Source organism: Nesterenkonia natronophila (assembly GCF_003595215.1).
In the GTDB taxonomy this organism is placed as follows: domain Bacteria; phylum Actinomycetota; class Actinomycetes; order Actinomycetales; family Micrococcaceae; genus Nesterenkonia; species Nesterenkonia natronophila.
The window spans coordinates 336300-362515 of sequence record NZ_QYZP01000003.1 but is presented as its reverse complement, the minus strand read 5'-3'; the positions used below and the strand labels follow the sequence as shown (position 1 = coordinate 362515).

21 protein-coding genes are annotated in these 26216 nt (G+C 61.5%); 10 read left to right on the top strand and 11 right to left on the bottom strand.

The annotated features are described in order from the left end of the window. Positions 1-10: 10 nt before the first annotated feature. Complete coding sequence (locus D3250_RS10620) at positions 11-2041, bottom strand: M3 family metallopeptidase (RefSeq protein WP_119903355.1); 2031 nt, start codon at positions 2039-2041, stop codon at positions 11-13. Positions 2042-2122: 81 nt separating this feature from the next. Here D3250_RS10620 and D3250_RS10615 point away from each other — a divergent pair, with 81 nt between their 5' ends. The 8 genes from D3250_RS10615 (at position 2123) to D3250_RS10580 (ending at position 11365) form a co-directional block, all read left to right on the top strand. Then, positions 2123-2884 (top strand): YebC/PmpR family DNA-binding transcriptional regulator, encoded by a 762-nt coding sequence (locus tag D3250_RS10615; RefSeq protein WP_119903354.1) that lies wholly within the window; start codon positions 2123-2125, stop codon positions 2882-2884. Between the two features lie 52 nt (positions 2885-2936). After that, positions 2937-3563: a crossover junction endodeoxyribonuclease RuvC gene (gene ruvC / locus D3250_RS10610; RefSeq protein WP_318778954.1), complete on the top strand. Its 627-nt coding sequence runs from the start codon at positions 2937-2939 to the stop codon at positions 3561-3563. An 83-nt stretch (positions 3564-3646) separates the two neighbouring features. Further along, a complete protein-coding gene (gene ruvA, locus D3250_RS10605) occupies positions 3647-4282 on the top strand; it encodes a Holliday junction branch migration protein RuvA (RefSeq protein WP_119903353.1) in 636 nt (211 codons plus the stop codon). 51 nt (positions 4283-4333) lie between these two features. Further along, positions 4334-5380 (top strand): Holliday junction branch migration DNA helicase RuvB, encoded by a 1047-nt coding sequence (ruvB, locus tag D3250_RS10600; protein ID WP_119903352.1) that lies wholly within the window; start codon positions 4334-4336, stop codon positions 5378-5380. Between the two features lie 32 nt (positions 5381-5412). Then, positions 5413-5844 (top strand): preprotein translocase subunit YajC, encoded by a 432-nt coding sequence (gene yajC, locus D3250_RS10595; protein ID WP_119903351.1) that lies wholly within the window; start codon positions 5413-5415, stop codon positions 5842-5844. An 11-nt stretch (positions 5845-5855) separates the two neighbouring features. Beyond that, a complete protein-coding gene (secD, locus tag D3250_RS10590; protein ID WP_119903350.1) occupies positions 5856-7781 on the top strand; it encodes a protein translocase subunit SecD in 1926 nt (641 codons plus the stop codon). Further along, positions 7781-8935 carry a protein translocase subunit SecF gene (gene secF / locus D3250_RS10585; protein WP_119903349.1) on the top strand — a complete coding sequence of 385 codons (1155 nt, stop codon included), beginning with the start codon at positions 7781-7783 and terminating at the stop codon, positions 8933-8935. The genes secD and secF overlap by 1 nt, the downstream gene beginning before the upstream one ends. Before the next feature lie 51 nt (positions 8936-8986). Beyond that, positions 8987-11365 (top strand): RelA/SpoT family protein, encoded by a 2379-nt coding sequence (locus tag D3250_RS10580; RefSeq protein WP_119903348.1) that lies wholly within the window; start codon positions 8987-8989, stop codon positions 11363-11365. On the opposite strand, the gene D3250_RS10575 is transcribed toward D3250_RS10580, so the two are convergent. From D3250_RS10575 to lipB, 7 genes are all read right to left on the bottom strand, one after another. Beyond that, the gene (locus tag D3250_RS10575) at positions 11329-12093 is read right to left on the bottom strand and encodes a hypothetical protein (protein ID WP_119903347.1); all 765 of its coding nucleotides are present in this window, start codon (positions 12091-12093) and stop codon (positions 11329-11331) included. The genes D3250_RS10580 and D3250_RS10575 overlap by 37 nt on opposite strands. Positions 12094-12132: 39 nt before the next feature. Then, positions 12133-12624: a Holliday junction resolvase RuvX gene (gene ruvX, locus D3250_RS10570; RefSeq protein ID WP_225973281.1), complete on the bottom strand. Its 492-nt coding sequence runs from the start codon at positions 12622-12624 to the stop codon at positions 12133-12135. A gap of 11 nt (positions 12625-12635) precedes the next feature. Further along, on the bottom strand, positions 12636-15329 hold the full coding sequence (alaS, locus tag D3250_RS10565) for an alanine--tRNA ligase (RefSeq protein WP_119903345.1): 2694 nt from the start codon (positions 15327-15329) through the stop codon (positions 12636-12638). 208 nt (positions 15330-15537) lie between these two features. After that, positions 15538-16170: a 30S ribosomal protein S4 gene (gene rpsD, locus D3250_RS10560; protein WP_119903344.1), complete on the bottom strand. Its 633-nt coding sequence runs from the start codon at positions 16168-16170 to the stop codon at positions 15538-15540. Between the two features lie 222 nt (positions 16171-16392). Beyond that, entirely contained in the window at positions 16393-17178 is a 786-nt protein-coding gene (locus tag D3250_RS10555; protein ID WP_119903343.1) for a DUF4191 domain-containing protein, read from the bottom strand. 106 nt (positions 17179-17284) lie between these two features. Continuing rightward, positions 17285-18265, bottom strand: a complete 981-nt coding sequence (lipA, locus tag D3250_RS10550; protein ID WP_119903342.1) for a lipoyl synthase — start codon at positions 18263-18265, stop codon at positions 17285-17287. A gap of 56 nt (positions 18266-18321) precedes the next feature. Further along, on the bottom strand, positions 18322-19053 hold the full coding sequence (gene lipB, locus D3250_RS10545) for a lipoyl(octanoyl) transferase LipB (protein ID WP_119903341.1): 732 nt from the start codon (positions 19051-19053) through the stop codon (positions 18322-18324). Positions 19054-19159: 106 nt separating this feature from the next. Between lipB and D3250_RS10540 the strand changes: the two genes are divergently transcribed. Continuing rightward, positions 19160-20086: a protein kinase domain-containing protein gene (locus D3250_RS10540; RefSeq protein WP_158583129.1), complete on the top strand. Its 927-nt coding sequence runs from the start codon at positions 19160-19162 to the stop codon at positions 20084-20086. Between the two features lie 69 nt (positions 20087-20155). Here the strand turns inward: D3250_RS10540 and sucB are convergent, their stop codons facing one another. Genes sucB through D3250_RS10525 form a run of 3 tightly spaced genes read right to left on the bottom strand, consistent with a single transcriptional unit; the run spans position 20156 to position 24987 of the window. Beyond that, positions 20156-21976, bottom strand: coding sequence for a 2-oxoglutarate dehydrogenase, E2 component, dihydrolipoamide succinyltransferase (gene sucB / locus D3250_RS10535; RefSeq protein ID WP_119903339.1), 1821 nt, complete (start codon positions 21974-21976; stop codon positions 20156-20158). A gap of 38 nt (positions 21977-22014) precedes the next feature. Continuing rightward, complete coding sequence (lpdA, locus tag D3250_RS10530) at positions 22015-23379, bottom strand: dihydrolipoyl dehydrogenase (protein ID WP_119903338.1); 1365 nt, start codon at positions 23377-23379, stop codon at positions 22015-22017. A gap of 57 nt (positions 23380-23436) precedes the next feature. After that, on the bottom strand, positions 23437-24987 hold the full coding sequence (locus D3250_RS10525; RefSeq protein WP_119903337.1) for a leucyl aminopeptidase: 1551 nt from the start codon (positions 24985-24987) through the stop codon (positions 23437-23439). A gap of 139 nt (positions 24988-25126) precedes the next feature. Here D3250_RS10525 and D3250_RS10520 point away from each other — a divergent pair, with 139 nt between their 5' ends. After that, positions 25127-26170 (top strand): PAC2 family protein, encoded by a 1044-nt coding sequence (locus D3250_RS10520; protein ID WP_225973280.1) that lies wholly within the window; start codon positions 25127-25129, stop codon positions 26168-26170. The last annotated feature ends 46 nt before the right edge of the window (positions 26171-26216 follow it).

Genomic DNA, 26216 nt, shown 5'->3' with positions numbered 1-26216 from the left:
TGGGTCGCTGTCACCCAGTAGACGCTGGAACTTCCGGCACCAAAGTTCGTAGCAGCGGTTCCGGACTGGGGTCTCGACCGAGGGCGGCGCGGAAAGAGTCCAGCGGGTCACGGGTGTTCCCGCGTGCCAGCAGCTCACGCCGAAACAGGGCACCTCGCTGAGCAAGAGCGTCGTCGTCGGTGAGGACTTCCCTGAACCACTCGCTGGCATCCTCAGCCAGGACCTCCGCCCACAGGTACGAGTAGTACCCCGCGGCGTATCCGGCACTGGCGAAGATGTGTTTGAAGCCGCCGCCGTGGTAGCGCGGAGGGACCAGGGGCAGATCAAGGTCCCAGTCGGCCAACACGCGGTCCTCAAAGTCTTGCGGGTCCTGCGCCGCGTCCTCGGCCTGCTCGGGGGAAAGGGTGTGCCATGCGAGGTCGATGACCACCGCCGCGAGGTGTTCGGCCGTGGAATATCCTTTGCCCCAAAGCTGATCCTCCGCCGGAACGGTCCCCGGGGGAGTGGGGCGCCTGTACAGCTCTCGAAAAACCTCGTTGACCTGGGAGGGAAACTCCACGTTGTCTCGGGGAACAGCTGTGCCGGAGAGCTGCGGAAACTCCGCCTCAGCGAGCAGGGCATGAAGTGCGTGACCGAATTCGTGGAAGAGCGTACGCTGCTCGCTTTTCGTCAGCACGGTCGGCTGCCCTTCAGAAGGAGGGGCAACATTTAAGTTATTGGTCACCACCGCCTGTGACCCCAAGAGTGTCGACGGCACAGAGAATCCGTTCATCCACGCGCCGCCGGATTTGGTTGACCGAGTATAGAGATCCAGCAGGAAAAGACCTAGTCCGGTGCCCGGGGTGCTGATTTCGCCGTCGAAGACCTCGAAGCTCCGTGCGCCAGGCACATACCCGGGCAGGTCCTCCCTCTCCACCACGGTGATCCCATAGGTGCGATGAGCCGCGTCGAAGAGTCGTTCCAGCGCTTCATCCAAGGAAATAGTGCGGGATGGAGCTCCGCTGACACTCTGCGCGCTGCGAACCTGCTCTATCCCATAGGTCAGGTCCCAGGGCTCAGGCGCGTACCCCAGATGCTCGGTGATCCGCTGAACCTCCTTTCCGACGCGGGTGACGGCACCTGCTGCGATTCTGCGCAGCATAGTCTCCACTGCCTCCCGACTCGGGGCCGTGCGCAGCGGCAGGACAGATTCGAAGAAGTTCTCATACCCCAACAGTCTGGCCTTGTGCGCGCGCAGGACCGCGATTCGAGCGCCGATCTCACGTGTGGTCCGCCCGTCCTCGCCCACGAGGGAACCGCGCTTCACTGACGCGCTGTGCACCTTTCTGCGAGTTTCCCGGCGTTTCAACGAACTCATTACAGGCTGTTGGGCCGGCATAGTGAGCCGCAGGAGATAACCCGACGCGTAGCCAGCCTCCTGGGCTGCCGCACGGGCTGAAGAAATCTGACTCTCACTGAGCCCGGTGAGCTCGTCAATTGACTCAATCAAGAGCGCAGACTGCTGTGCCTCATGGACCTGCAGGTGAGAATAGGACGCTTCTTCCTGCGCCAGCTGCCGGTTGATGCTCTTCAGCTGCTCTTGGTCGGCGCCGCAGAGTCCCGCGCCGGCCACCGTCGACTTTAGAATGAGCTGATCCAGAAACCACCGCTGCTCATCCGTTGCAGACTCCTGACCGGTGCGAATTCGATGCTGAAGCTGCCCAAACCTCTCGAACAGCCCAGGATGCAGGGTGATCCAGTCGTGGTGGGCGGCGATCTCTGGGGCTGCAGCAGCGCGCTCACGCTGCCGCGGCTCCGTGCCGTCGGCGGCTGTGACGGCTCCGAAGGCACGCTGCAGCCTGTCCAGCTCTTGCCCCGACAGGGCATACGCGTGCAGCACATTGGCCACCGATGCTGGCGCAGCGTCAGCGGCGATGGTCTCCACCCGGCCGCGCTGCACCTCTATGGCCGCCTCGCGTGCCGGGGCCCATGCGGCGTCGTCGACCGTGGTCATATCTGGATAGTCGTAGTCCAGTGTGTTCGTCCATGGTGTCTCTGCCACAGCAGCTCCTTCGTTGCGAGTAGTCTGGAATTCAGACTATCGAAACGTTGCCTGCTGCAACCAAAGCGCACAAGGAGCACTATGGCCGGTCACTCCAAATGGGCCAACACCAAACACCGCAAAGCGGCAGTGGACGCGAAGCGCGCCAAGATTAACGGCCGGTATATCAAGCACATCGAAGTGGCTGCGCGCAATGGTGGACCCGACGCTGAGGGAAATCCAGCGTTGGCGCTGGCGGTTCAGAAGGCTAAGAAGGAATCGGTGCCCAATGACAACATTGACCGTGCGATCAAACGGGGCGCAGGACTGACCGGAGACGCCGTTGAATATGAGGAGATCACCTACGAGGTTCGCGGTCCAGCAGGGTCGGCCTTGCTGGTGGAGTGCCTCACCGATAACCGCAATCGCGCTGCGGCCGAAGTGCGCACCGCTGTGACCCGAGCTGGTGGAACCGTGGCGGACCCCGGATCGGTGGCGTATCTCTTCCAACGCAAAGGCGTTGTCACAGTGCCCGCCGCAGAGGGGCTCACTGAGGACGATGTGCTCGCCGCTGTGCTCGAAGCCGGTGTGGAGGAGGTGTACGAGCGCGAAGAGCACTTTGAGGTGCACTCAGAGCCCAGTGACCTCCAAGACGTGGTGAGCGGGCTCGACGACGCCGGGATCACCTATGACTCCGATGACGTGGCCTTCGTTTCGGAGATGAAGATTGACCTTGAGCTCGAGGACGCAAAGAAGTTCCTCCGACTGCACGACTCGTTGGACGACCTCGACGATGTGCAGAGCATCCACACCAACGCCGACCTCAGCGCCGAGACCCTCGCGGCCCTCGAAGCTGAGGGGTAGGTGCGGGACCATCGCAGTGCAGAGAGTCGCCTCCACGGCAGGGACCTCCCTTGTGGGGCAGCGCATCATGGGGGTGGACCCCGGACTGACCCGCTGCGGCTTTGCCGTAGTCGAAATGCAGCCGAACCGGTCGGGAAGCTCGCTCCACGTCGAGGTCAAGGGCACCAGCAGTGCAGAGGACCTGGCGATGCGTATCCTCGAGATTCAGCGCGCCGCTGAGACGCTGCTTGATCGGTTCGCGCCTGACGTCCTAGCGATCGAACGGGTCTTTTCATCTTCTAACGCTCCGACCGCCATTGCCACCGCTCAGGCCTCTGGTGTCGTGATCGCAGCGGCAGCCGCACGGGGGATCCCCGTGGCCTGGCATACACCCTCTGAGGTCAAGGCCGCCGTGACCGACGACGGACGCGCTGAGAAGGGGGCAGTGGCTCGAATGGTGCAGCGCATACTTGGTCTGCCAGGGTTGCCCAAACCCGTGGATGCCACAGACGCCTATGCTGTGGCCATCTGCCACGGCTGGCGCTCGGGCGTGGGCGCGAAATACAACATGACCGCTACTACCCAAACACACCAAGGCTCACGCACCGCCCTGCAGAAAGCGGCCAAGGGCGACACTGGGGGACTCACGGCTGCCCAGCGCGCCTGGAAGGAGGCTGAGCGGCGCGCCGCTCAGCGCTGATTGAAGCGGGACCGCTGCAGGAGCCGCTACCCTAGTCGAAGATACGTTCTATTCTGCAGCGTCCGATTCACGCGAGGTGACCAATGATTTCCAGCATCCGTGGCGAGGTGCTCCAGGTGGGCCTCGACCGAACCGTAGTTGAAGTCTCTGGCTTCGGTCTCACGGTCCACGCCACCCCGCAGACTCTCGGAGGTCTGCGCATCGGACAGCATGCGTTCCTGCAGACCCACTTCGTGCCTCGTCAGGACGATGCACCACTCCTGTTTGGATTTGCCGATACGGACGAACGCGAGATCTTCACCACGCTGCTGGGGATCTCCGGCGTCGGTCCCCGGCTCGCCCTCGCTGTTCTGAGTGTTCATGCGCCCCATGAAGTGCGTTTAGCCATCCGGGACTCGGACACATCAGCGTTTACCCAGGTGCCAGGCATCGGTAAGAAGACCGCTCAGCGAATTCTTCTAGAGTTGGCTGGAAAACTCGTCATCGACACTGAGGCTCCGGCAGTGGGGGAGAGTCAGGGGGCGGCCCCCTCCGCGACGGACGCCACAAAGGCTGAGGTTCGAGCCGCTCTGACCTCTTTGGGGTGGACTGACAAGGACGCGGCGAAAGCTCTTGACGAGGCACTCTCGGCGGATCCAGAGTTGATATCCTCGGGCACATCCACCGTCTTGCGAACTGTGCTGCGCTCCCTGGGGACGGCGAAAGTAGGGTCACTATGAGTGTGGGCGGTTACCTGCATGCGAGAAACACCTTGAGGGGACAGGACCACTGTGAGCAGCGCTGATCCCAGGGAGTTGATAGGAACAGCTCCGGCTGTCGAGGAGAAGGCTCTGGAGGCGGCCCTGCGGCCGAAGGCCCTGGAAGACTTCGTCGGTCAGTCCACTGTGCGCACACAGCTGTCGCTGGTGCTCCAATCCTCCCGCATGCGTCACACTGCGGCAGACCACGTCCTGCTCTCGGGCCCCCCGGGATTGGGCAAGACTACGCTGGCGATGATCATCGCTGGCGAGATGCAAGCGGCTTTGCGCATCACCTCCGGTCCAGCCATCCAGCACGCCGGAGATCTGGCAGCGATCCTGTCCTCGCTCACTGACGGCGAGGTGCTCTTTATCGACGAGATTCACCGAATGTCCCGACCCGCCGAAGAGATGCTCTACATAGCGATGGAGGACTTTCGGGTCGACATCATTGTGGGTAAGGGTGCTGGGGCAACCTCAATCCCCCTGGAGCTCTCTCCCTTCACACTGGTCGGTGCCACCACCCGCGCAGGGCTGCTCCCTGGTCCGCTGCGTGATCGGTTCGGTTTCACCGGTCATCTGGAGTTCTACAGTCCCGAGGAGTTGCAGAAGGTGCTGCGCCGCTCAGCAGGAATGCTTGACATGCAGGTCAGCACTGGGGGTTTTGTGGAGATTTCGTCCCGCTCACGAGGCACGCCCCGCATTGCTAACCGCCTGCTGCGCAGGGTGCGAGACTGGGCCCTGGTGCATGGCGTGGCGCTGGTGGACGACTCTGCGGCTTCGGAGGCGTTGGACACCTATGAGGTGGACTCGCTGGGCCTGGATCGACTTGACCGGGCCGTGTTGGAGGCGCTCTGCACGAAGTTCCGCGGTGGTCCAGTCGGGTTGTCCACTCTGGCGATACTTGTCGGGGAGGAGACTGAGACCGTGGAGACCGTCGCTGAGCCTTACCTGGTGCGCGAGGGCCTACTCGCCCGCACCCCCCGCGGCCGAGTGGCCACAGAAGCGGCTTGGGAGCACCTGGGGCTAACTCCGCCCCCGCCCAGGGACGAGGAGACATCGCCGCTGTGGAATGGGTGAACGTTCAGCTTCTCCTGTTAGGGTAGCCGGTTGTGATTGATTCCCTGACACCACACCTGTCCACTGTGACCGCAGATGTCCCTATTGCCGGAGGCGAAGGCGGGGAAGCTGGCGGAAGCGCCATCTTCATGCTGCTGATGTTCGGCCTGCTCGCTGTGTTTATCTTTGCCACCTGGCGACGCAGTCGCAAGATGCGCGAAGATGTGCGCAAGGCCAACGAGGGCGCCGTAGTCGGCGCTGAGGTGGTGACCGCAGGCGGCATCGTCGGACATGTGGTCAGCCGCGATGACGAACGCCAGCGCATCACCCTGGAGTTTTCTAACGGAGACCGCATCGACTTTCTGCTCCAAGCTGTCCAGCAGATCGTTGAGCCGGCCTCAGGTCAAGTGTCGGAGACAGACATGATGGATCAGGATCAGTCGGACACTGATCCCACGGCGCCTGACAACACCGATCCGCGGTAGCAGCACCCACAATGGCCGCATCAAAACCCGTGCGGAGGGCACGAGCCGCACTCGTTGTTCTCTTCCTGCTGCTGGTCGGCATGGGCGGAGGTCTCGCCTACGGCGTTCAGCAGGGACAGGCCCAGTGGGCCCCGCTGCTCGCCCTCGACTTGGAGGGCGGCACCCAGATGGTGCTCTCGCCCCAGGTCGAAACAGGTGAAGAGATCGATGATGATCAGCTCGATCAAGCAGTTGAGATCATCCGTCAGCGTGTTGACGGAACGGGTGTGGCTGAGGCCGAGATCGCTGTTCAAGGCGCGGAGAACGTCGTGGTCGGGCTGCCCGGGGTTCCCGACGAGGAGACGCGGCAGCTGATCCAGGCCAGTGCTGCCATGGAGTTCCGGCCGGTCCTGGATGCCCGGTTCGACTCAGAGTACGCTGAAGAGCTGCAGATGCAGGAACTGTCGGAGAACCCTGACATCACAGATGCTGAGCGTGAGGAAATTCTCGAACAGCTTGATGCCCTGGAGGAGGACGAGGAGTTCGACGAGGGCGAGCAGGCCCGCCCCGAGGACTTCGATGAGCCCACGGCGGAGCCGGAGGACAATTCCGATCTGAATTGGATCACTCCCGAACTTGCGGCAGAGTTCCACAATTATGAGTGCACGCGTGACTTGCCCCTTGCTGAGCGTGAGGCCCAGGATGCTGAGGAGCCTCTCATCACGTGTAACCCGGAAACCGGGGAAGTATTGCTACTCGGCCCTGTCGACGTCGACGGCGACCACATCGACGACGCCAGCTGGGGCACCGAATCCAGGCAGGACGGCAGCCCCACGGGCGCCTATGAGACAGTCATCCACTTCGACGCCACGGGCACAGAGCAGTTCCGTGAGTCCTCCACCCGACTCTTCGGCTTCGAGCAAGGAACACCCCAGAACCGGTTTGGAATCGTGTTGGATGGTCAAGTGATCGTCGCGCCCAACATGGTCAGCCCAATTACGGACGGCAACGCTCGTATCACCGGTGAGTACACCGATGAGGAAGCCCGTAACCTGGCAGAGCAGCTGCGCTACGGCTCGCTGCCGATTTCGTTCCAGATCGAGTCGGAGCAGCAGATCTCGGCGACACTGGGTGCTGACCAGTTGCGCATGGGACTTCTCGCCGGGATCATCGGGCTGATTCTCACGGCCGGTTATGCCGTCTACCAATACAGGGCACTGGCGTTGGCGGTGACCATTCCATCGCTGATCGTGGTGGGCATGATCACCTGGTGGGCCATCTCGCTGCTGGGATGGTCTGATGGGTATCGACTCTCATTGGCGGGCATCGCCGGACTGATCCTGTCGATAGGCCTGACTGCTGACTCCTTCGTGGTCTACTTCGAAAGGGTCAAGGACGAACTCCGTGAAGGCCGTTCCCTTGCGGGAGCGGTGGAAGCAGGTTGGTACCGAGCCCGGCGAACGATCCTGGCGTCCAAAGCGGTCAATGTCATCGCCGCGGTGGTCCTGTACCTGGTGGCAGTGGGCAATGTCCGCGGATTCGCGTTCACCCTGGGACTCACTGCCCTGATCGACGTGATTCTGGTCTTCCTGTTCACCCACCCGTTGATGCAGCTGCTGGCACGGCGCAAGTTCTTCGCAGCCGGCAAGCGATTCTCCGGGCTCAGCGCGAAGGAGCTCGGCGTCGACGTTCTCTACAAAGGAGCCGGACGTTTCGCGCGCTCACAGGTGGTCTACTCCGACCACGCTGCCGCCGCGGTGGTGGGCACAACCGACCAGGGGTCCTCGACAGAGAGCCCACCCTCCGTCGACGGGGATGCGCCGCCGGTGGTGCGCCCTGAGGTGCTCGACATTCCCGACGCAGAATGGGCCAATATGACGATCGCCGAGCGGCGTAAGGCGCGGCAGGAGCGCGCCCAGGCGCAGGAGCAATCTCTCACGGAAGGGGCTGATCGCTGATGGCCGCAGGATTCGCCACAGCAGGGAACCAGCTCTATACCGGTGAGCGGTCCTATCCGTTCGTCCAGCGCTCGAACCTGTGGTTCCTCATCGCAGCGCTCCTAGTGGCGGCTGCCATTGCGATCCCTTTTCTTCGTGGGGGGTTCAACTTCGGCATTGAATTCACCGGAGGAAGCGAGTTCACCATCTCGCAGACGGAGAACACCGACATCAGCATCGGTGAAGATGCAGTGGAGGAAGCCTCCGGCCAGGACGCGGTGGTCACCCAGATTACCGACCAGACCATCCGCGTACAGACTGAAGAGCTCGATGAGGAAGAGACGCTGGAGGTAGGGCAAGCTCTCCAGGAGGGTTATGGCGTAGGGCCGGATCAGGTGTCCTCGACATTCATCGGCCCAGTCTGGGGTGAGCACGTTTCGCAGCAAATGATGATCGGCCTGGGCGTCTTCCTGCTGTTGGTAGCTGTCTACATGGCGTTGTACTTCAGGACATGGAAGATGTCCGTGGCAGCGCTGGCTGGGCTCGGATTCGTCGTGGTGGTGACCGTCGGCATCTACTCGGCAACAGGCTTCGAAGTCACCCCGAGTGCCATCATCGGATTCCTCACCATCCTGTCCTACGCTCTCTACGACACAATGGTTGTCTTCGACAAGATCCGGGAGAATGTCGGCCCCTTGCAGGACCAGAAAGACCAGACATTCACTGAGCGGGTCAATCTGGCGATCAACCAAACGTTGGTCCGATCTGTAAACACATCGGTGGTGGGTATCCTGCCGGTCGGCTCGATCCTCTTCATCGGTTCATGGCTGCTGGGCGCAGGCACGCTGAGGGACATTGCTTTGGCTCTGTTCACCGGAATCATCGTTGGGACGATTGCGACCATCTTCGTCCAGGCTCCGCTGTATGCTCGGATGCGCCGCGGGGATGCTGATGTCAATGCCCACACAGACCTAGTGCTGAGCCTCCGTGAGGAGCGCGGGGTCCGGACTGTCACATATTCCGGTACCCCACTGAACGCCGATGGACGACCGGTGGCTTTCCCCCCGCTTCCCGAGCCGGAAGACCCGCAAGAGGCCGATGATATCGAGGTGCTCGACTGGGACTTAGTGGTCAGTGGCGACACGCCGGAATCTTCAGGCGATGAACAGCGTTAGACTGTCTCCACGTTGCATGCGAATTGTCATGAGGGAGTAGGCACCACGAGCGTGAACAATGACGGCGCACCGGCTCCAGGGGCTGAGGCGGCCACCACTCCTCCACCGGAGCCCACCGCACCAGCGGGTACTCACACGGCACCCGCTCGCCGAGCGCGCGCGGTTGGGTCACTTGCCCATTCTGAGGACTCCCCGCTGCTGGAGCCGCTGCTTCGTGCGGTTCGCGCCAACCGTGCCGAGAGCGACTTCTCGCTAATCCGACGGGCCTTCGCCACCGCAGAGCACCACCACAGCGGCCAGAAGCGCAAGTCTGGCGACCCCTACATCACCCACCCTGTGGCTGTGGCAACCATCCTTGCCGAACTTGGCCTCAACGGATCGACGCTGGCCGCTGCACTGCTCCACGACACCGTCGAGGACACTGACTACAGTCTGGAGGCGCTCACTGCTGATTTTGGTGAGGAGATCAGCTTGCTGGTGGACGGGGTCACAAAGCTGGACAAACTGAAGTTCGGTGACGCCGCACAGGCAGAGACGGTGCGGAAGATGGTCTTGGCAATGGCCCAAGACATCCGTGTGCTGATGATCAAGCTCGCCGACCGCCTTCACAACGCGCGCACCTGGCGGTACGTGCCACCGGAGAAGAGTGCCCGCAAGGCGAAGGAGACCCTAGAGATCTTTTCTCCTCTGGCGCACCGGCTCGGCATGAACACGCTGAAATGGGAGCTGGAAGACCTGTCCTTCGCAGCCCTGTATCCGAAGGTGTACGAAGAGATCGTGCGTCTGGTGGGTGACCGAACCCCACAGCGTGAGAAATTCCTTTCTGAGGTTCGTACCGCCATCGCTGAAGATCTCAATGGGGCTAACATTTCCGCCACGATTACCGGTAGACCGAAGCACTACTATTCGATCTACCAGAAGATGATCGTCCGGGGAAAAGAGTTCGACGACATCCACGACCTCATGGGGGTGCGGGTGTTGGTGGACTCCGTGCGCGACTGCTACGCAGCGTTGGGCTCTCTGCATGCCCGATGGTCTCCGCTGCCCGGCAGATTCAAAGATTACATCGCCATGCCGAAGTTCAACATGTACCAATCCCTGCACACCACAGTTTTGGGTCCAGCCGGCAAACCGGTGGAGGTGCAGATCAGGACCCACGAAATGCACAGGCGCGCCGAATACGGTGTAGCAGCCCATTGGAAGTACAAAAGGGATCAGCGACCCGGCAAGATGGGCCGGGAGACCGACTCCGCCCCAGCCCCCAACCCTCAGGGCGCCACTCAGCAGTCACAGGCCACCGAGGACATCGGCTGGCTGCGGTCCCTGGTGGACTGGCAGTCGGAGACCACTGATCCAGATGAGTTCCTGGAGTCGCTGCGCAATGAGATCAACACCCGGGAGGTGTTCGTCTATACGCCTAAGGGGGAGGTGATCTCATTGCCCGCTGGAGCAACTCCGGTGGACTTCGCCTACGCCATCCATACGGACGTTGGGCACAAGACAATAGGTGCACGCGTCAACGGCAAACTCGTACCGCTGAGTTCGGAACTCAATCACGGAGATTGGGTTGAAATATTTACCTCAAAGGCTGAAAGCGCTGGCCCTTCCAACGATTGGCTGATGTTTGTCAAGTCAGCCAGGGCTCGGAACAAGATTCGCCATTGGTTCTCCAAGGAACGCCGTGAGGAATCGATCGAGCGCGGCAAAGAGATGCTCACCAAGGCGACTCGGAAGTCAAACCTTCCGCTGCAGAAGGTGATGAACCCCGATGTGCTGCTGACCGTGGCGGAGGAGCTGCACTACACCGATATCTCTGGACTCTATGCAGGCATCGGTGAGGACCACGTCTCTGTCCAGAACGTCCTCGAGCACCTCAGCTCCCTCTTCGAGACCGACGAGGAGGAGTCCGAGGAACATGACATCACCCCCATCACCTCTCCCTCCACTCGACCACCGGAGTACGCTGACGCAGGAGTGACGGTCAGAGGTGCAGGTAATGTGCTGGCCAAGCTGGCGCGGTGCTGCACTCCTGTCCCGCCGGACGACATCGAAGGGTTCGTGACCCGCGGCCAGGGGGTGTCGGTCCACCGGGCCGACTGTCGCAACGTCAAACAGCTTCGTGAGCAGCCGGGCCGATTGGTGGAAGTGGATTGGGCACCCACAAAATCCTCAGTCTTCCTGGTAGAGATACAGGTGGAGGCTCTCGACAGGAAATCACTCTTGTTGGACGTGACTCGGACACTTGCCGAGTCACAAGTCAATATTCTCTCCGCCACCGTACAAACCTCTCGAGACAGGGTAGCCGTCTCCCGCTTCAGCTTCGAGATGGGAGATCCACGATATCTCAACCACGTGCTGAACTCTGTGCGGCGAATCGACGGTGTCTACGATGTCTACCGGACTGTTGGCAAGCGGCGTGAGACGCACTGAGCGATCAGCTGTCTGATCCGCTCTCTGCGCCGTTGGTCCCATCCTGTCCGTGAGACGATTCGCATCACCACATCGGCCAGCTGCTCGGGGTCCGCATCCGCTTTCTGCAATAGCTCACCAATCGTGTGCCAGCGCTGGTGCACGATGCGCTCGTCCTCTGGTCCGAGGGAGTCAAGGTCCTCGTCTCTGCCCAGCAGGGGTGCCTGAGCAGCAGGCCACTGCCGCAGAATCCGCTCCGCACGACTCCCTCCGTCAAGGATACGATCCAGGGCTCGCCGCAGGTGCCGTACCCCAGTTCCACAGAAGAGGTCTCCGGCGGTTCGCAACGGTGTGGTGCAGGCGACCGGACCCCATCGCTGAGTTTCCTCAGGCCCCAGGGATCCGCGGTGCTGCTGCACACCCCCGGATGAGTACTGCCGGTCGGCGTGTGCCCCGACCAGAACAGTGACCAGTCGTGGGGGGTCGGTCCCCAGGTGAACCCAGGCGGCTGACTCTCCGCACAGGGCGCAATGTTCCGCCAGCGGCGGCCTCAGCAATGCGAGGGCGCCAGCGGCTCGGACAGCTGGCCCCTCGGGAAGGACAGCTTCAGCATAGACCTCATCGATGATGTGCCGCATGACGCCTCGTTGGCACATCGCCTGCAGCTCCCCGGAGGTGAAAGGTTTCCCTGCACGGTGCAGGTACTCTCGAAGCTCACCAGCTCGGGCGACGCTGTGTGGTGCCGTCATACTCTCAGCTTGGCCGTCAGTGCATCCTGCCGCAAGACCCTAGTCAGATCTGTGGAAAACCAGCGTGCCCGGTTCCCTCTCCTGGGCCGCTCGCATATCGAGAGCGTGGGTCAGAATCTCGACGGCTGCTGCTTGGTCTATGCCAGCGCGCTGGTCCCGCGACTCGACCCCGGAAGCACGCATCTTCTCTGCGGCTGAGACTGTCGAGAGGCGTTCGTCGATGAGCCTGACCTGCACCGGCAGCCTCTCCTCATCGAATCGCTCCACCAGTGACCGCGCAAATTCGCGGGCCTTGCGGGTGGATGGTGTCTCTGCTCCGGAGAGTGAAAGTGGCAGGCCCACATAGACGACCGCGCATTGACGGTCCCGCGCAATCCGGGCGATCATCCGCAGATCTGAAGATTGGTTCTTGTCACGTCGCAAGGTCATGACGGGCGTCGCCAGCAACGCATCCGGGTCCGAGGCTGCGAGTCCAACGCGAGCGTCCCCGACGTCCACCCCCAGTCGCACGCCTGGGCGTTCAGAGCTCATGGAACGGGGCACTAACGGTTCTGGACCGAGGTCAGGACAGACGACAAGGCGTCTGTGATTTTCGCGGGGTCCTGGCCTCCGCCTTGGGCAAGGTCCGGCTTCCCGCCGCCGCCCCCACCGAGTACGCTGCAGGCCTGCTTGACGAGGTCACCAGCGGAGAGTCCTTCCGCACGTGCAGCCTCCGTGGTTCCCACCACTATGATGGGCCGACCTTTGGCCTCACCTGCGACGGCGACAACCGCGGCGTGGGAGCCGAAACGCCCGCGAAGATCCATGGTCAGTTGGCGCAAATCATCGCTGTCCGCCGAACCGGCGTGATGCGTCAGCACCTGAACCCCGCCAGCATCGACCGCCAGCTCCAGGAGATGGCTGGCCTGCGTGCGCAGCTGCTCCGACCTGAGTCGTTCCAGTTCACGTTCTGTGTCTTTCAGCCTCTGCAGGGTGCTCGAGATGCGCTCCGGGACCTGATCCGCCGGAACTTTGAGCATGTCCGTCAGCTGATTGACCAGGGTGCGTTCGGCGGCGAAGTGTTTGAACGCGTCGAGACCGACTAGAGCCTCCACCCGTCGGTTACCGGAGCCGACTGACCCTTCTGAGAGCAGAGCCAGAGTGCCGATCTCCGCAGTGGAGGTTACGTGAGTGCCGCCGCAGAGCTCACGGGACCAGGGGCCATTGACTTCCACCACCCGTACCTCATCGCTGTACTTTTCTCCGAACAGCATGACGGCGCCCAAGGCTTTGGCCTCATCCAGCGCCATCGTCATGGTCTGGACCGGGTAGTTATCTCGGATCGAGAGGTTCGAAATCTCCTCCAGTTCCTGGCGGGCGCCGGGGGAGAGGGCGTCGTCGTGGGTGAAGTCGAAGCGCAGGTATCCCTCCTTGTTGAAGGAGCCTGCTTGGACAGCCTCTGGGCCCAGCACGTCATGCAGGGCCGCATGAACGATGTGCGTAGCCGTGTGCGCCTTCTGGGCATCCAGGCGGCGCCGAACGTCAATGGCGCCTAGTGCCCGAGCTCCCAACGAAACCTCGCCCTCAATAACCTTGGCTCGATGGACTGACAGGCCCTTGATCGGAGACTGCACATCTTTGACGTCGATGACGAATCCATTACCGGTGATTCGGCCAGTATCAGCTGCCTGCCCGCCCGCCTCGGCGTAGAAGGGGGTGGCATCCAAGATGATCTCAACCTCTGTACCGGCTGTGGCACTGGTCCTAGCCTGCCCTTCGGCCAAGATGCCAAGAACTCTCGCTTCCGTGGCGTGCTCGGTGTATCCGGTGAAATGCGTTGGGGAGTCTCCCAGAAGCTGCCGGTATATTTCGGTGTCGGCATGGCCTGATTTCTTGGCCCTGGCGTCGGCCTGGGCCCGTCGACGCTGTTCAGCCATCAGTCCGCGGAAGGTCTCCTGGTCAACACTCACCTCTGCCTCCTCGGCCATTTCCAAGGTGAGGTCGATAGGGAATCCGTAGGTGTCATGGAGCGCGAAAGCGTCGTGGCCGGCCAGCGGAGTCCCACTTGTCTTGGCAGCAGCGACGGCGGACTCCAAACGTGCGGTCCCGGCGCTGATAGTGCGCAGAAAGGCCTGCTCCTCCTTAGCCGCAGCGGCGTGAATGACATCGAAACGCTGCTCGACCTCAGGGTAGACGCCTTTCATGGCCTCCTTGGAGACGGAGATGAGGTCACCGAATACGGGCTTCTCAACTCCCAGAAGCCGCATGCCCAGAATCACGCGTCGAATAAGCCGACGCAAGATGTATCCTCCCCCTTCGTTGGAGGGGCGGACCCCGTCGGTAATCAGCATCAGCGCGCTGCGGGTGTGGTCCGCAATCATCCGCAACCGTACATCCGTGGCGTGGTGAGGATCGGAAGCATCCTCTGTGGAGGTGTAGGTGACTCCGGCCAGCTCTGCTGCTCTGTCCAGCACCGGACGGACCTGATCAGTCTCGTACATATTCTCTACGCCCTGCAGGACCATCGCTAGGCGCTCAAGTCCGAGGCCTGTATCGATGTTCTTGTGCTCCAGAGGGCCGGCCACCTCGAAGTCTGACTTGGAGTGCACGGCTGAGAGGCGGTACTGCATGAAGACGAGGTTCCAGATCTCTACGTAACGATTCTCATCTGCAGCGGGTCCGCCCTCAGCGCCGTAGTCGGGGCCTCGATCGTAGTAGATCTCTGAACACGGCCCGCCTGGGCCGGGTTGACCGGTGGTCCAGTAGTTGTCTTCCGGCCCGAATCGCTGAATACGGTTCTTTGGAACGCCTACTGTCTCATGCCAGATGTGGAAGGCTTCGTCGTCGTGCTCGTAGATGGTGACCCACAGCCGGTCCGGGTCCAGTCCGAATCCGCGCAGGCCGGTCTCTGGATTGCCCTCCACGGGTGTGGTCAGCAGCTCCCACGCCATGGGGATTGCCGTCTCTTTGAAGTAATCGCCGAAGCTGAAGTTCCCACACATCTGGAAGAAGGTCCCATGACGGGCCGTCTTGCCAACCTCCTCAATGTCTTCGGTGCGGATGCACTTCTGGACAGAGACGGCGCGAGTGTAGGGAGGTTTTTCCACACCGGTGAAGTAAGGAATGAATGGCACCATGCCGGCAATGGTGAACAACAGGGAGGGCTCAGGGGACACCAGCGAAGCTGACGGCACAACGGTGTGCTCCTTCGCGCTGAAGTAGTCATACCATGTGCGGGTAATGTCCTGCGACTTCATCGGGGGGTTCTCTCCTGCGGCTCAGAAATGGCTACGGCGGGGCGTGCCAGGTGCGCACGGCGCCCGGCCCAGTTTACGTGAGTTGAGGTACGCACAGAGCCCGCCGCATCCAACGGGGGACGCGACGGGCTCTGTGTTGCTTCGGTGCAGTGCGCGACTCCGCTGAGCGGAGCACTTCACATTGGGCGGGCCGTGGGCCCTGCACCTATCAGCGTGCGTAGTACTCGACGACCAGCTGCTCTTCGCAGGTGACCGGTACCTCGGCGCGCTCTGGTTTGCGTACAAGAGTTGCCTGCAAGGCGTCCAAGTCCACCTTCAAGTAACCGGGAACTGCCGGAAGCACTTCCTGGTGAGCGCCTGAGGCGGCGATCTGGAACGGTTCAAACTTCTCGCTGCGCTCGTGAACGTGGACCATCTGGCCGGGCTTCACGCGGAAGGAGGGACGGTCCACCCGCTTACCGTTGACCAGGATGTGACGGTGCACCACAAATTGACGGGCCTGAGCGATGGTGCGGGCAAACCCAGCACGGAGTACGAGGGCGTCCAGACGCGATTCGAGGAGCTCGATGAGGTTTTCACCGGTCAGTCCCTCGCCCTGGCGCTTGGCTTCTTCGTAGTAGCGAGTCAGCTGAGCTTCGCGAATGCCGTATTGGGCGCGCAGCTTCTGCTTCTCGCGCAGTCGCACAGCGTAGTCGGAGTCAGTGCGGCGGCGTGTTCGCCCGTGCTGACCGGGGCCGTAGGGACGGCGATCGAGGTACTTCTGAGCTTTGGGTGTCAGCGCGATGCCCAGGGCCCTTGAGGCCTTGACGGTGCGTCGCGCACGCAAAGGAGTCTTTGGCATAAAACGATGCTTCTTTCTGCTTTCGGCGTGTGTATTTATTCAGCGTCACGGCAGTGACGTGACACGACCTGGCCTCCGTGAAATCACCTGAGGAGAGTCCGAGCTGCCGGTTGCTCGGTAACTACGGCGCATTTTTCGGTATCCGCCTGCCAGACAAATGATGATTCTATCAAACTTCCCGGTCTCGGGTGCACTGACTCCGCGGCCGATCTCAGGTGCAGCTCAGCCCCGCAAGGCTTTGCGGTCCGGACGTGCCCGCCACGGGTCAACACCTTTGGGGATGGGAGGCTTGCCGATCGGTAGCGTGGACAGTCGACGTTCGACTTCGTGAACCTCGTGCTTGTTGAGCGACTTGTCGAGCTTCTTGATGTGTTTGGTGAGTTTGGGCAGAGGCACTTGATCGTGGCCGCGGCCGGTTTGCACGATATGCACCGGGACTTCGTCTCTGAGCACTGGGCGCAGCCGCTTCTGCGCTTTGCTCGCAAGTTTCTTTGCGCGGGCTGGGGGACCCTCGGTGACCAGTATCACCCCGGGCTTGCCGATGGCGCGGAAGACAGCGTCCTGAGTCTTGGGGTCCATCTGGATAGGCTCCTCCGTCACGACCCAGCCGCGCCGCAAGGTGTTAAGTGCTGCTGCGGCGGCTCCTGGCCTGCCTTCGATGCGAGCAAAAGCGGCCTTCTCCGCCCGGCGATTCATTAGGATCATGGCAGCCAGAAGCGCGAACGGCAGTGACATCAGCAGTGCCACTATCCAGTGGAAGAGGAACTGCGTGATGACGAACACGACTGCGAAGGTCACTACAGCCGCTAGCAGCATCCACCACCCGATATTCGGGTCGAACGAGCGGGTCATGCTGAAGACCTGCTTGATACGAGAGAAGATTCCCTCGCCGGAGGCCTTCTTCGCCTTGCGCGCCGCCTTGCGCTGCTTTTTCTGGGTCTTCTGCTGCTCGCGGAGCTTCTTCAGCTCACTCTTGGCCTGCTGCTTGGAAATCTTGGAATCTGCCATGATGCACTCAGTCTACCGTAGGGCAAAGCATAGAAGACCTTCCCCCATGGAGCCCTCGGGCTTCCACACCCAGTGGCGAACCGGCAGTTGAAACAGGTGTTCGAGACTAGAAACCGGCAGCTACGAGGGTAGCTGCCTCCTGCTTGGTTTGGCCGGAGGGTTCGATGTGTGAAAGCTCCTCAGGTACGGGCCAGCCCTTTTTCTGCATTGCTTTGGCCCAAAGTGATCCGGCGCGGTACGAGGAGCGAACCAGTGGCCCGGACATGACTCCCAGGAACCCGATCTCCTCAGCTTCCTGAGATATCTCGAGGAATTCCTGAGGCTTCACCCAACGGTCGACCGGAAGATGGCGGGGGGTGGGTCTGAGGTACTGGGTGATCGTGAGCAGGTCGCAGCCAGCCTCATGAAGATCATGGAGGGCTTCGGAGATTTCCTGGCGGGTCTCACCCATTCCGAGGATCAGATTGGACTTGGTGATCATCCCGTGGCTGCGGCCTTGCGTGAGCACATCCATTGAACGCTCATAACGAAATGCCGGGCGAATCCTGCGGAAGATGCGCGGGACCGTCTCCACGTTGTGGGCGAAGACCTCGGGCTTAGATTCGCATATACCGGCGATGTTCTCGGGCTTGCCGGAGAAGTCTGGAATGAGAATCTCCACCCCTGTGCCCGGATTGAGTTGATGAATCTTGCGAATGGTTTCGGCGTAGAGCCAGACCCCTTCGTCAGGCAGATCGTCCCGGGCCACCCCGGTAACGGTCGCGTAGCGCAGCTGCATCTCCCGGACGGACTCAGCCACCTGTAACGGCTCTGATTCGTCTACTGCGGCCGGGCGGCCGGTGTCGATCTCACAGAAGTCACACCGCCGAGTACACGCTGAGCCACCGATGAGGAAGGTTGCTTCCCGATCCTCCCAGCATTCGAAGATATTGGGGCAGCCCGCTTCTTCACAGACCGTATGAAGGCCCTTACCACCGACACGTTTCTTCATATCGGCGAACTCAGGACCCATCTTCACTTTGGTGCGCATCCACTCGGGTTTGCGTTCCACTGGCACTGCGGCGTTCTTGGCTTCTACTCGAAGCATCCTGCGGCCTTCGGGGGCTATAGTTCCAGTTCCTGACGCAGCTGGGGCGCATCCACTCAACGTGAGACCTCTTCCTTGGGCGTTGACTCTTTGCCAGCAGTGAGCAAGTCGGACGTACCCGGACCAGCCGCATCTACCCGTGATGAGATGTAACGCGGCAGTACGGCCTGTAATTCCTCGGCGATCCTTGGAGCGATGTCTGCTGGGGTGACCGTCCGTCCGAGTTCGGCACTGATGGTCGTTGTCCCGGCGTCACTGATACCGCAGGGAATAATATTTCCGAAGGGTGCGAGGTCATTGGAGCAGTTTAGAGCGAACCCGTGCATCGTCACGGAACGATGCACGCGGATACCAATCGCGGCGATCTTCCGGACGGCGCCCCCATCGGTGAGCCAGACCCCGGAACGCCCTTCGACGCGACTTGCGCTGATGCCGTAGTCATCGGCCAGGATTCGGATGATGACGTTCTCCAGGGCGCACACATAATCCTTCACCGCGCTGCGATCCTTCAGGTGAAGCAGCGGATATCCCACCAGCTGTCCCCGTCCGTGCCAGGTGAGCTTACCTCCGCGGTCCACGTCAATGACCGGTGTACCGTCCTGAGGACGGTCTTGCGGCTCTGTGCGTTTGCCGGCTGTATAGACGTCTGCGTGCTCTAGCAACAACAGAGTCGATTCGGCCTCGCCATTGAGAATCTGAGCGTGCAGTTGGCGTTGGACCTCCCAAGCCTGCCCATAGTCGACAAGTTCTGGGTCGAATCCAAGATATCGCGTGTGCAAAGCGGTCATGTTAATAGCCTACGCCCATCTGCACAGCTGTGACGGTGACCCCCAAGGCGCAAGACACCTGTGGATAACTCCTGCAGGTTCGGCACATTCGGTGCATTCTGATTCCATGCATGCTGAAGACGCCGCCATCTGGGCCCAGGACGCGGACCTCCTACCACCACAGGCCCGTGGGCTGTTCACAGAGCGGCTGCTGGGTGTAGGGGGCCGCAGCGCAGCTTGGCTGGTCGAGTGCAGACTGCCCGGTTCATCGAATATCACCTGGGCAGGGGACAACCCGCCCAGCAGACTTGCTCTCAAGGTGCCGCTCAAGAGTCTGCGAAGCGCACCGCCGCTGCGATCAGCGCAGCGAGAGCTACACGCAATGTTGCCCCTGGTCCACGAGTACATGGTGCGACCATGGGGGCTCGTACGGACTGCTCAGGGACAGACTGGTCTGCTGCTGGAAGCCTGCACTGCAGGCTCGCTGGGACAGCTCCAACGTTCCGCAGGGACGCTGAGCCCAGGGGAGTGCGTCACCGCACTGACGCCGGTCGCCCAAGCTCTTAACCATCTGCATGAACGTGGCGCGGCACATGGAGATGTCACCGCCGCGAACATCCTGCTCACTCCCGAGGGCCGTCCCGCGCTCGGCGACTTGGGTGACACCGTGCTTCTCGGTATGGACGCGGTATACGGGACTTCAGAAGACGATGTACATGCACTGGCAAGTGTGACGTGGAGCTGTCTGACTGGCCGAGAACCGGACGCGGCTGATAGGCGGGTGCCGCTGCAGAGTCTGGTTCCCGAGGCAACCGATGAGCTCACAGAACTCATCGAAGTGGCTCTCAGTCCCTATCCGACCGAACGGCCGCTGGCCCGAGAGTTCGCTTCTGAGCTCTACGAATCTGCCCCTGCTGAACCACTCAATCTGCTGCCCGCGGTGGACGACCATGCTCTGACAGAGTTGCCGACAGTGCTCCCCGGCGGGCGGCCCAGCAGGCGTACTGATGGCTTGTGGCACCGCCTAGTTCGGCGTATGCGGAGACGCAGGTGAGGACCCACCTACTGGCGGATCCCCACTCCGGCGCCTTCGTTGCACACCGATTTGCTGCGTCTGCCGGGGCTAAAGGCCGAGCTGTGCCTCGAAGCTGCCTTCTTCCAACCGACCCTTAAGTGTCTGGAGGAACCGGCCGGCGTCTGCCCCGTCGACGATCCTGTGATCGTAGGTCAGGGACAGGTACATCATGTGGCGGATCCCGATGCTCTCTTGTCCATCGGCGTCAGTGACCACCATGGGCCGCTTCACGATGGCCCCGGGACCAAGAATAGCCACCTGCGGCTGGTTGATGATGGGGGTGTCGAACAAGGCTCCGAAGGAGCCCAGATTCGTGATCGTGAAGGTTCCTCCGGAGAGCTCCTCCGGCGCAATCTTGTTCTCGCGGGTTCGCTTGGCCACATCAGAGATCTTCTTAGCCATGCCGGCCAGCGACAGGTCGCCGGCATCGGCGATGACTGGCACCATGAGGCCTTTCTCAGTGTCGACCGCGAAGCTGAGGTGCTCGGAGTCGTGATAGGTGATCTGCTTCTGATCCTGGCTGTACTCAGCGTTGAGCACTGGGTGCTGCTTCAGTGCTTCGGTCACAGCTACAGCAATAAAGGCCAAGTAGGTCAGATTCGCGCCGTTCTGCTCCTTGAAGGCAGTCTTCGCCTTGGCCCGGAGGTTCACGATGCGGGTCATATCGACCTCATGCACCTGCGTCAGCTGTGCCGAAATGTCCAGCGACTCGTTCATGCGCTGCGCGATGACCTGACGGATGCGGGGCGCCTTCTCTGTGGTGCCACGCTTTGCTGTGTCCACCTTCCCTTGCGGGGCAGCGGTGGAAGATGCGGGCGACTCCTCAGCCGATGTCTCAGACTTCTTAGTTTGTGCAGCGTCAAGAACATCCTGCTTACGGATACGTCCACCGACACCTGTGCCTTTCACCTCAGAAAGATCGACGCCCTCGTTCTTGGCCAGGCGACGCACGATGGGAGTGACATAGCCCTCGGCTGAGGTGTCGTCCGTATCTGTCGGAGTTGACTTCGACGACTGCTCATCCTTCGACCCGGCCTCTGCCTTCGGCTCCGCGCCCTCCTTCTCGGGTGCCTCAGAGGGCTCCGGTTCCTTTTCGGGAGCGGGCTCAGGCTCAGGCTCGGGCTCTTTCTCGGACGCAGGCGCAGGCTCAGGCTCAGAGGCCTTCTCAGCCTCTGGCGTAGGCTCTTCAGATTCGACAGCGGGTGCGGCACCGGACCCGACCAGTGCGAGCACCGCACCGACCTCGACGGTCTCATCCTCAGAGACTTTGAGTTCCTGGACCGTTCCCGCTACAGGAGAGGGCACCTCGGTGTCTACCTTGTCCGTGGATACTTCCAGCAGCGGCTGGTCGACTTCCACTTCGTCGCCGACCTCCACCAGCCATCGGGTGACCGTTCCTTCAGTCACCGACTCTCCCAACGCTGGCAGAGTGACTTCTTGTGACTCACCTCCAGTGTCACCAGCGGGACTGTCCTCCTCCGGAGTGGCTTCGCCGCCACCGGACTCACCGGCGGCGGGGACGGGAGCTTCCTCCTCAGCGGCCTGCTGGGTCTCCTCGGGCTCCTCAGCTTCGGTGGCAGCTTCCTCGGCGGCAGCGTCGTCGTCACCTTCATCTTCGGCGCTGCCCTCGGACTGGTCACCAATTTTGATCAGGGGTTCACCGACCTCGACGGTTTCGTCCTCGGCGACCAGAAGCTCGGCTACCGTGCCAGCCACTGGAGAGGGCACTTCCGTGTCCACTTTGTCAGTGGAGACCTCCACGATGGGTTGGTCGACCTCCACTTCGTCTCCGACCTCGACGAGCCAGCGGGTAATAGTGCCTTCGGTGACTGACTCACCGAGTGCGGGAAGGTTGACGGTCTCAGACATTGGTCCGGCTCCTACTCGTGAATTCTCGTGGATGCTTCTCAGCCGTGGAGGGGGTGCCCGAAGAGAGCCATGGCGGCCTCTCCGAGTGCTTCGTTCTGGGTCGGGTGTGCGTGAACGAGCGTTGCAACGTCCTCAGGGTAGGCCTCCCAATTGACGATCAGTTGCGCTTCGCCGATCTGTTCACCGATCCGGGTGCCGATGCCGTGGACTCCCACGATTGGGCCGTCCTTGACCGAGATCATCTTGATGATTCCGGAGGTGCCGAGGATAGAGGACTTCCCGTTGCCGGCGAGATTGTATTCGACGACCTCGATGTCGTCCTTGCCGAACTTCTCCTCAGCCATGGGCTGCGTGTAGCCGATGGACATGATTTCTGGCTCGGAGTAAGTGACCTTTGGAATGTTGATGTCCTCAACAACCATCGGGTTGTTGCCCGCGATCTCCTCTGCCACAAAGAGCCCGTGCTGGTAACCGCGGTGAGCCAGCTGCAGACCCGGGACGATGTCGCCGACGGCATAGATATTGCCTACACCAGTATGCAGACGCTTATCGGTCATGACGAAGCCACGGTCCAAAGTGATCCCCTGCTCCTCCAGGCCCAGACCCTCCGTAACGGGGCCTCGGCCCACTGCCACGAGGCAGATCTCCGCCTCGAAAGTCTTACCGTCCTCAAGGGTGACTTTGACTCCGTCGGATGTCTCTTCGACATCCTTGAAGAAGGTGCCGACGTTGAATTTGATGCCCCGCTTCTTGAAGCTCCGCTCCATGTTCTTGATGATGGCGGGGTCCTCATTGGGCACCAGATGGGGCAAGCCCTCAATGATGGTCACATCCACGCCGTAGGACCGCCACGCCGAGGCAAACTCCGAGCCGATCACACCGCCGCCGAGAACGATGGCTGACTTCGGAGTGTGCTCGAGCTCCAGAGCCTCAGTGGAGGTGATGATCTTGTCAGACAGCGGCAGCCCGAAGGTCTTTGAAGTGGAGCCTGTAGCCAGCACAATGTTCTTGCCCTTATAGGTGGTGCCGTCCACCTCCACTTCGTTCTCAGAGACGAGTTTGCCTTCACCCTCGATGACCTGCACCTTGCGCATCTTCAGCAGCCCGGTGAGACCCTTGTACTTTCCAGCGACTATGCCGTCCTTGTACTCCTTGATCTTGGCCATGTCCACGCCGTTGAAATCAACGTTGACACCATACTTCTCGGACGAGCGCGCCTCATCAGCCACCTCCGCGGCATGCAGATAAGCCTTAGTCGGGATGCAACCCCAGTGCAGACACGTGCCGCCCAGTTTGCTCTTCTCCACGAGGGCGACGGAATAACCGTGCTGGACGCTGCGTAGAGCTGCGGCATAACCAGCGCTGCCACCTCCGAGGACCAGTACGTCAAATTCTTCAGACACGAGTCAGGCTCCTTTTGGGTGAGACGTTTGTCGCTTCATTGCTTGGTCGTCAGACTATCAGCGGCCGAGACCCTCAAGGTATGACAGTAGGGTGCGGACCGTCACGCCGGTTCCACCCTTCGGCACGTAGTGGTATGCCGACTTGTCATTGAATGCGGGGCCGGCGAGATCGATGTGAGCCCAAGGTATTCGCTGGGAATCCGCATCGAGCGAGTTCTCGTCGGCATCGGCTCGGTTCGGCACAAACTCACGAAGGAAGGCCGCCGCGTTGAGCATGCCACCTTCCCGGGCACCTAGGTTCGTCAGGTCAGCGATGGTGGACTCGAAACCGGTGAGGGCCTCTTCAGGAATAGGCATCGCCCAGTGTGACTCTCCGGCGCTGTCCGACGCTCTTATGAGCCTCTCGCGCAGGGCCTCTTGGCCCATGACTCCTACTGTCCGGAGACCCAGTGCAATCATCTGGGCGCCTGTCAGAGTGGCCACGTCGATAATCGCATCAGGGTTTTCCTCTCCGGCGGCGACGATGCCGTCGGCCATCACCAACCGGCCCTCTGCGTCTGTATTGAGTACCTCCACCGTCTTACCGCCATAGATCGTGATTACGTCTTCCGGGCGCTGAGCCGTGGATGAGGGCATGTTCTCGGCCAGGCAGAGCCATCCGGTTACCTTCACAGGCAGGTCAAGGTCGGCAGCTGCTCGGACGACTGCCGCGACCGTAGCGGCACCGGCCATGTCCAACTTCATCGTCGTCATCGCGTTGGCGGGCTTCAAAGAGATTCCCCCGGTGTCAAAGGTGATGCCCTTGCCGACCAGTGCCACGTGAGCCACGGGGCGGGAGGGGGAGTGCTCGACCCGGACCAGGCGGGGCTTCCGGGAGGAGCCGTTGCCCACCCCGAGAAGGCCTCCGAAGCCGTCCTTCTCCAAATCTTTGTGGTCCCAGACCTTCACCTTGAGTCTTGTGCCTTTGGCATTTGCTTTCACCTCATCAGCGAAGGTTTCGGGGTAGAGGTGGCTGGGGGGAGTGTTCACCAGATCGCGGGTCGCACGCACAGCGGCTGCGACGACGCCTGCGCGGGCCACGGCCGACTTTGTATGCTTTTCGCGCAGCTCGGTCAACACGGTGATGTGTGACACAGGAGTCTTCGACTTGGCCGACTCGGAGCCCTTGAAATGCGGGAAATTGTAAGCTCCCAGCGCCGCGCCTTCGGCAATGGCTGCGACCTGCTCCACGGTTGAGGCGGGGAGAGCGAAGGCCACTGATCCGGCGGAAGTCAGCTGCCGGACCGCTGAACCGGCAGCTCGGCGCAGTGCCTCCAAAGCCACTCCGCCATCGGGCTCGCCGGTCAGCTTGCCCACGCCGACCAGCACGAGCGTCTCCGACTGATAGCCCTCCACACCAGGCAGGCGCAGCAATTGGTCTGCAGCCCCGGTGGCCCCCAGAGCATTCAGCGAATCGGCCACCCCCTTGGCAGCCTTTTCGGCTAGCGGATTGGGCAGAAGCACGGGCCCATCGGGGCCCTTCGCGACGCCTAGCACGAGGGCATCAGCGTCAACTTTCTGCACGGCAGAGGATACGGCGGTCACTGTTGGAGCGAATTCACTAATCACAAGTCCGATCCTATCCACATTCTGCGACCGGATGTCATTACTGGCGGGAATGCGATGCTATAGAGAAACTGTTACTTCACAGACACACGTATAGACATTGAACGGACCCGACAACACCGGAGGGGAGGATCCACAGCCGGTGAACGATCCCTACGAGTTTGATCTGCTGCACATTCACACCGAGGATTCCGACGATGAGCCGGGGGAGCCTTCCCTGGACAAGGAGTTGGTGCTCCACGGTGAGCACGTCCGTGGGCCGCGCCGACCTATGGTGATCTCCGTCGCTGGGCACACCGATGCCGGTTCATTGTCCGAGCAGCTGGCGGAAGGTCTGCTGGGCACGCTGCCGCACCGGCAGGTCGCCAGCTTTGATGTGGACGAACTCTTCGACTACCGCTCCCGGCGCCCACAGGTCACGTTCACTGAGAACCGGTTCTCCGACTATCAGGGGCCCCGGCTGGACCTCTTCGAAGTGCGAGACGCCATGGACCGGCCCTTCCTCCTGCTGACTGGCGATGAGCCGGACTTCCAATGGGAGAGGGTGGCAGAGACCGTCCTCAAACTCGTCGATCAGTTGGATGTGAAGCTCATCGTGGCAGTGGACTCGCTGGGCCTCCCCACTCCGCACACCCGTCCTGTGGGCGTCACGGCACACGGCAATCGGCGCGACCTTATAGAAGGCATGTCGACCTGGTCGCCGAATGCTCAGATCGAAGCAGGTTTGTCGCAGATTCTCGAGTTGCGGGCCGATGAGGCTGGTCGCGACGTCGTCGGATACACCATGCACGTGCCGCACTACCTGGCCTCAGGCCGGTACCCACAGGTGGCGGTGGCAGCCCTGGAATACGCGGGCGCGGCCTGTGAACTGATGTTGCCCACCGACGAGCTGCGCGAGGCTGCGAGGTCAGTTGAGGCCGACATCTCCCGCCAAGTTGAGCAGGCGCCGGAGATTGCGCAACTGGTCCAGAAGCTGGAAGCCAATTTTGACCAGTACTCATCCACTGCTCAGCGCTCCCTCCTGGTGAAGCAGGACGACGTTGTGCCGGATGCAGAAGAACTGGGAGCCGCAGTGGAGGAATTTCTGCGCAGCCGGCCGGACGATGTGATTCCCGGTTCAGCAGAAGCCCCCGACTCCACGGAGACAAACGACGGCGAGGCTCCGCCCCAACAGTCGACGGACTAGGTTTTTCCTCACAAACGATTGGGCATTAACGACACGCATAGGCACT

What these genes read in the sequence shown, in the direction of transcription:
- D3250_RS10615 (WP_119903354.1), top strand. Translation starts at nt 2,123, where the DNA reads ATGGCCGGTCACTCCAAATGGGCCAACACCAAACACCGCAAAGCGGCA.
- ruvA (WP_119903353.1), top strand. Translation starts at nt 3,647, where the DNA reads ATGATTTCCAGCATCCGTGGCGAGGTGCTCCAGGTGGGCCTCGACCGA.
- secD (WP_119903350.1), top strand. Translation starts at nt 5,856, where the DNA reads ATGGCCGCATCAAAACCCGTGCGGAGGGCACGAGCCGCACTCGTTGTT.
- secF (WP_119903349.1), top strand. Translation starts at nt 7,781, where the DNA reads ATGGCCGCAGGATTCGCCACAGCAGGGAACCAGCTCTATACCGGTGAG.
- D3250_RS10575 (WP_119903347.1), bottom strand. Translation starts at nt 12,093, where the DNA reads ATGACGGCACCACACAGCGTCGCCCGAGCTGGTGAGCTTCGAGAGTAC.
- ruvX (WP_225973281.1), bottom strand. Translation starts at nt 12,624, where the DNA reads ATGAGCTCTGAACGCCCAGGCGTGCGACTGGGGGTGGACGTCGGGGAC.
- alaS (WP_119903345.1), bottom strand. Translation starts at nt 15,329, where the DNA reads ATGAAGTCGCAGGACATTACCCGCACATGGTATGACTACTTCAGCGCG.
- rpsD (WP_119903344.1), bottom strand. Translation starts at nt 16,170, where the DNA reads ATGCCAAAGACTCCTTTGCGTGCGCGACGCACCGTCAAGGCCTCAAGG.
- D3250_RS10555 (WP_119903343.1), bottom strand. Translation starts at nt 17,178, where the DNA reads ATGGCAGATTCCAAGATTTCCAAGCAGCAGGCCAAGAGTGAGCTGAAG.
- lipA (WP_119903342.1), bottom strand. Translation starts at nt 18,265, where the DNA reads ATGCTTCGAGTAGAAGCCAAGAACGCCGCAGTGCCAGTGGAACGCAAA.
- lipB (WP_119903341.1), bottom strand. Translation starts at nt 19,053, where the DNA reads ATGACCGCTTTGCACACGCGATATCTTGGATTCGACCCAGAACTTGTC.
- D3250_RS10540 (WP_158583129.1), top strand. Translation starts at nt 19,160, where the DNA reads ATGCATGCTGAAGACGCCGCCATCTGGGCCCAGGACGCGGACCTCCTA.
- sucB (WP_119903339.1), bottom strand. Translation starts at nt 21,976, where the DNA reads ATGTCTGAGACCGTCAACCTTCCCGCACTCGGTGAGTCAGTCACCGAA.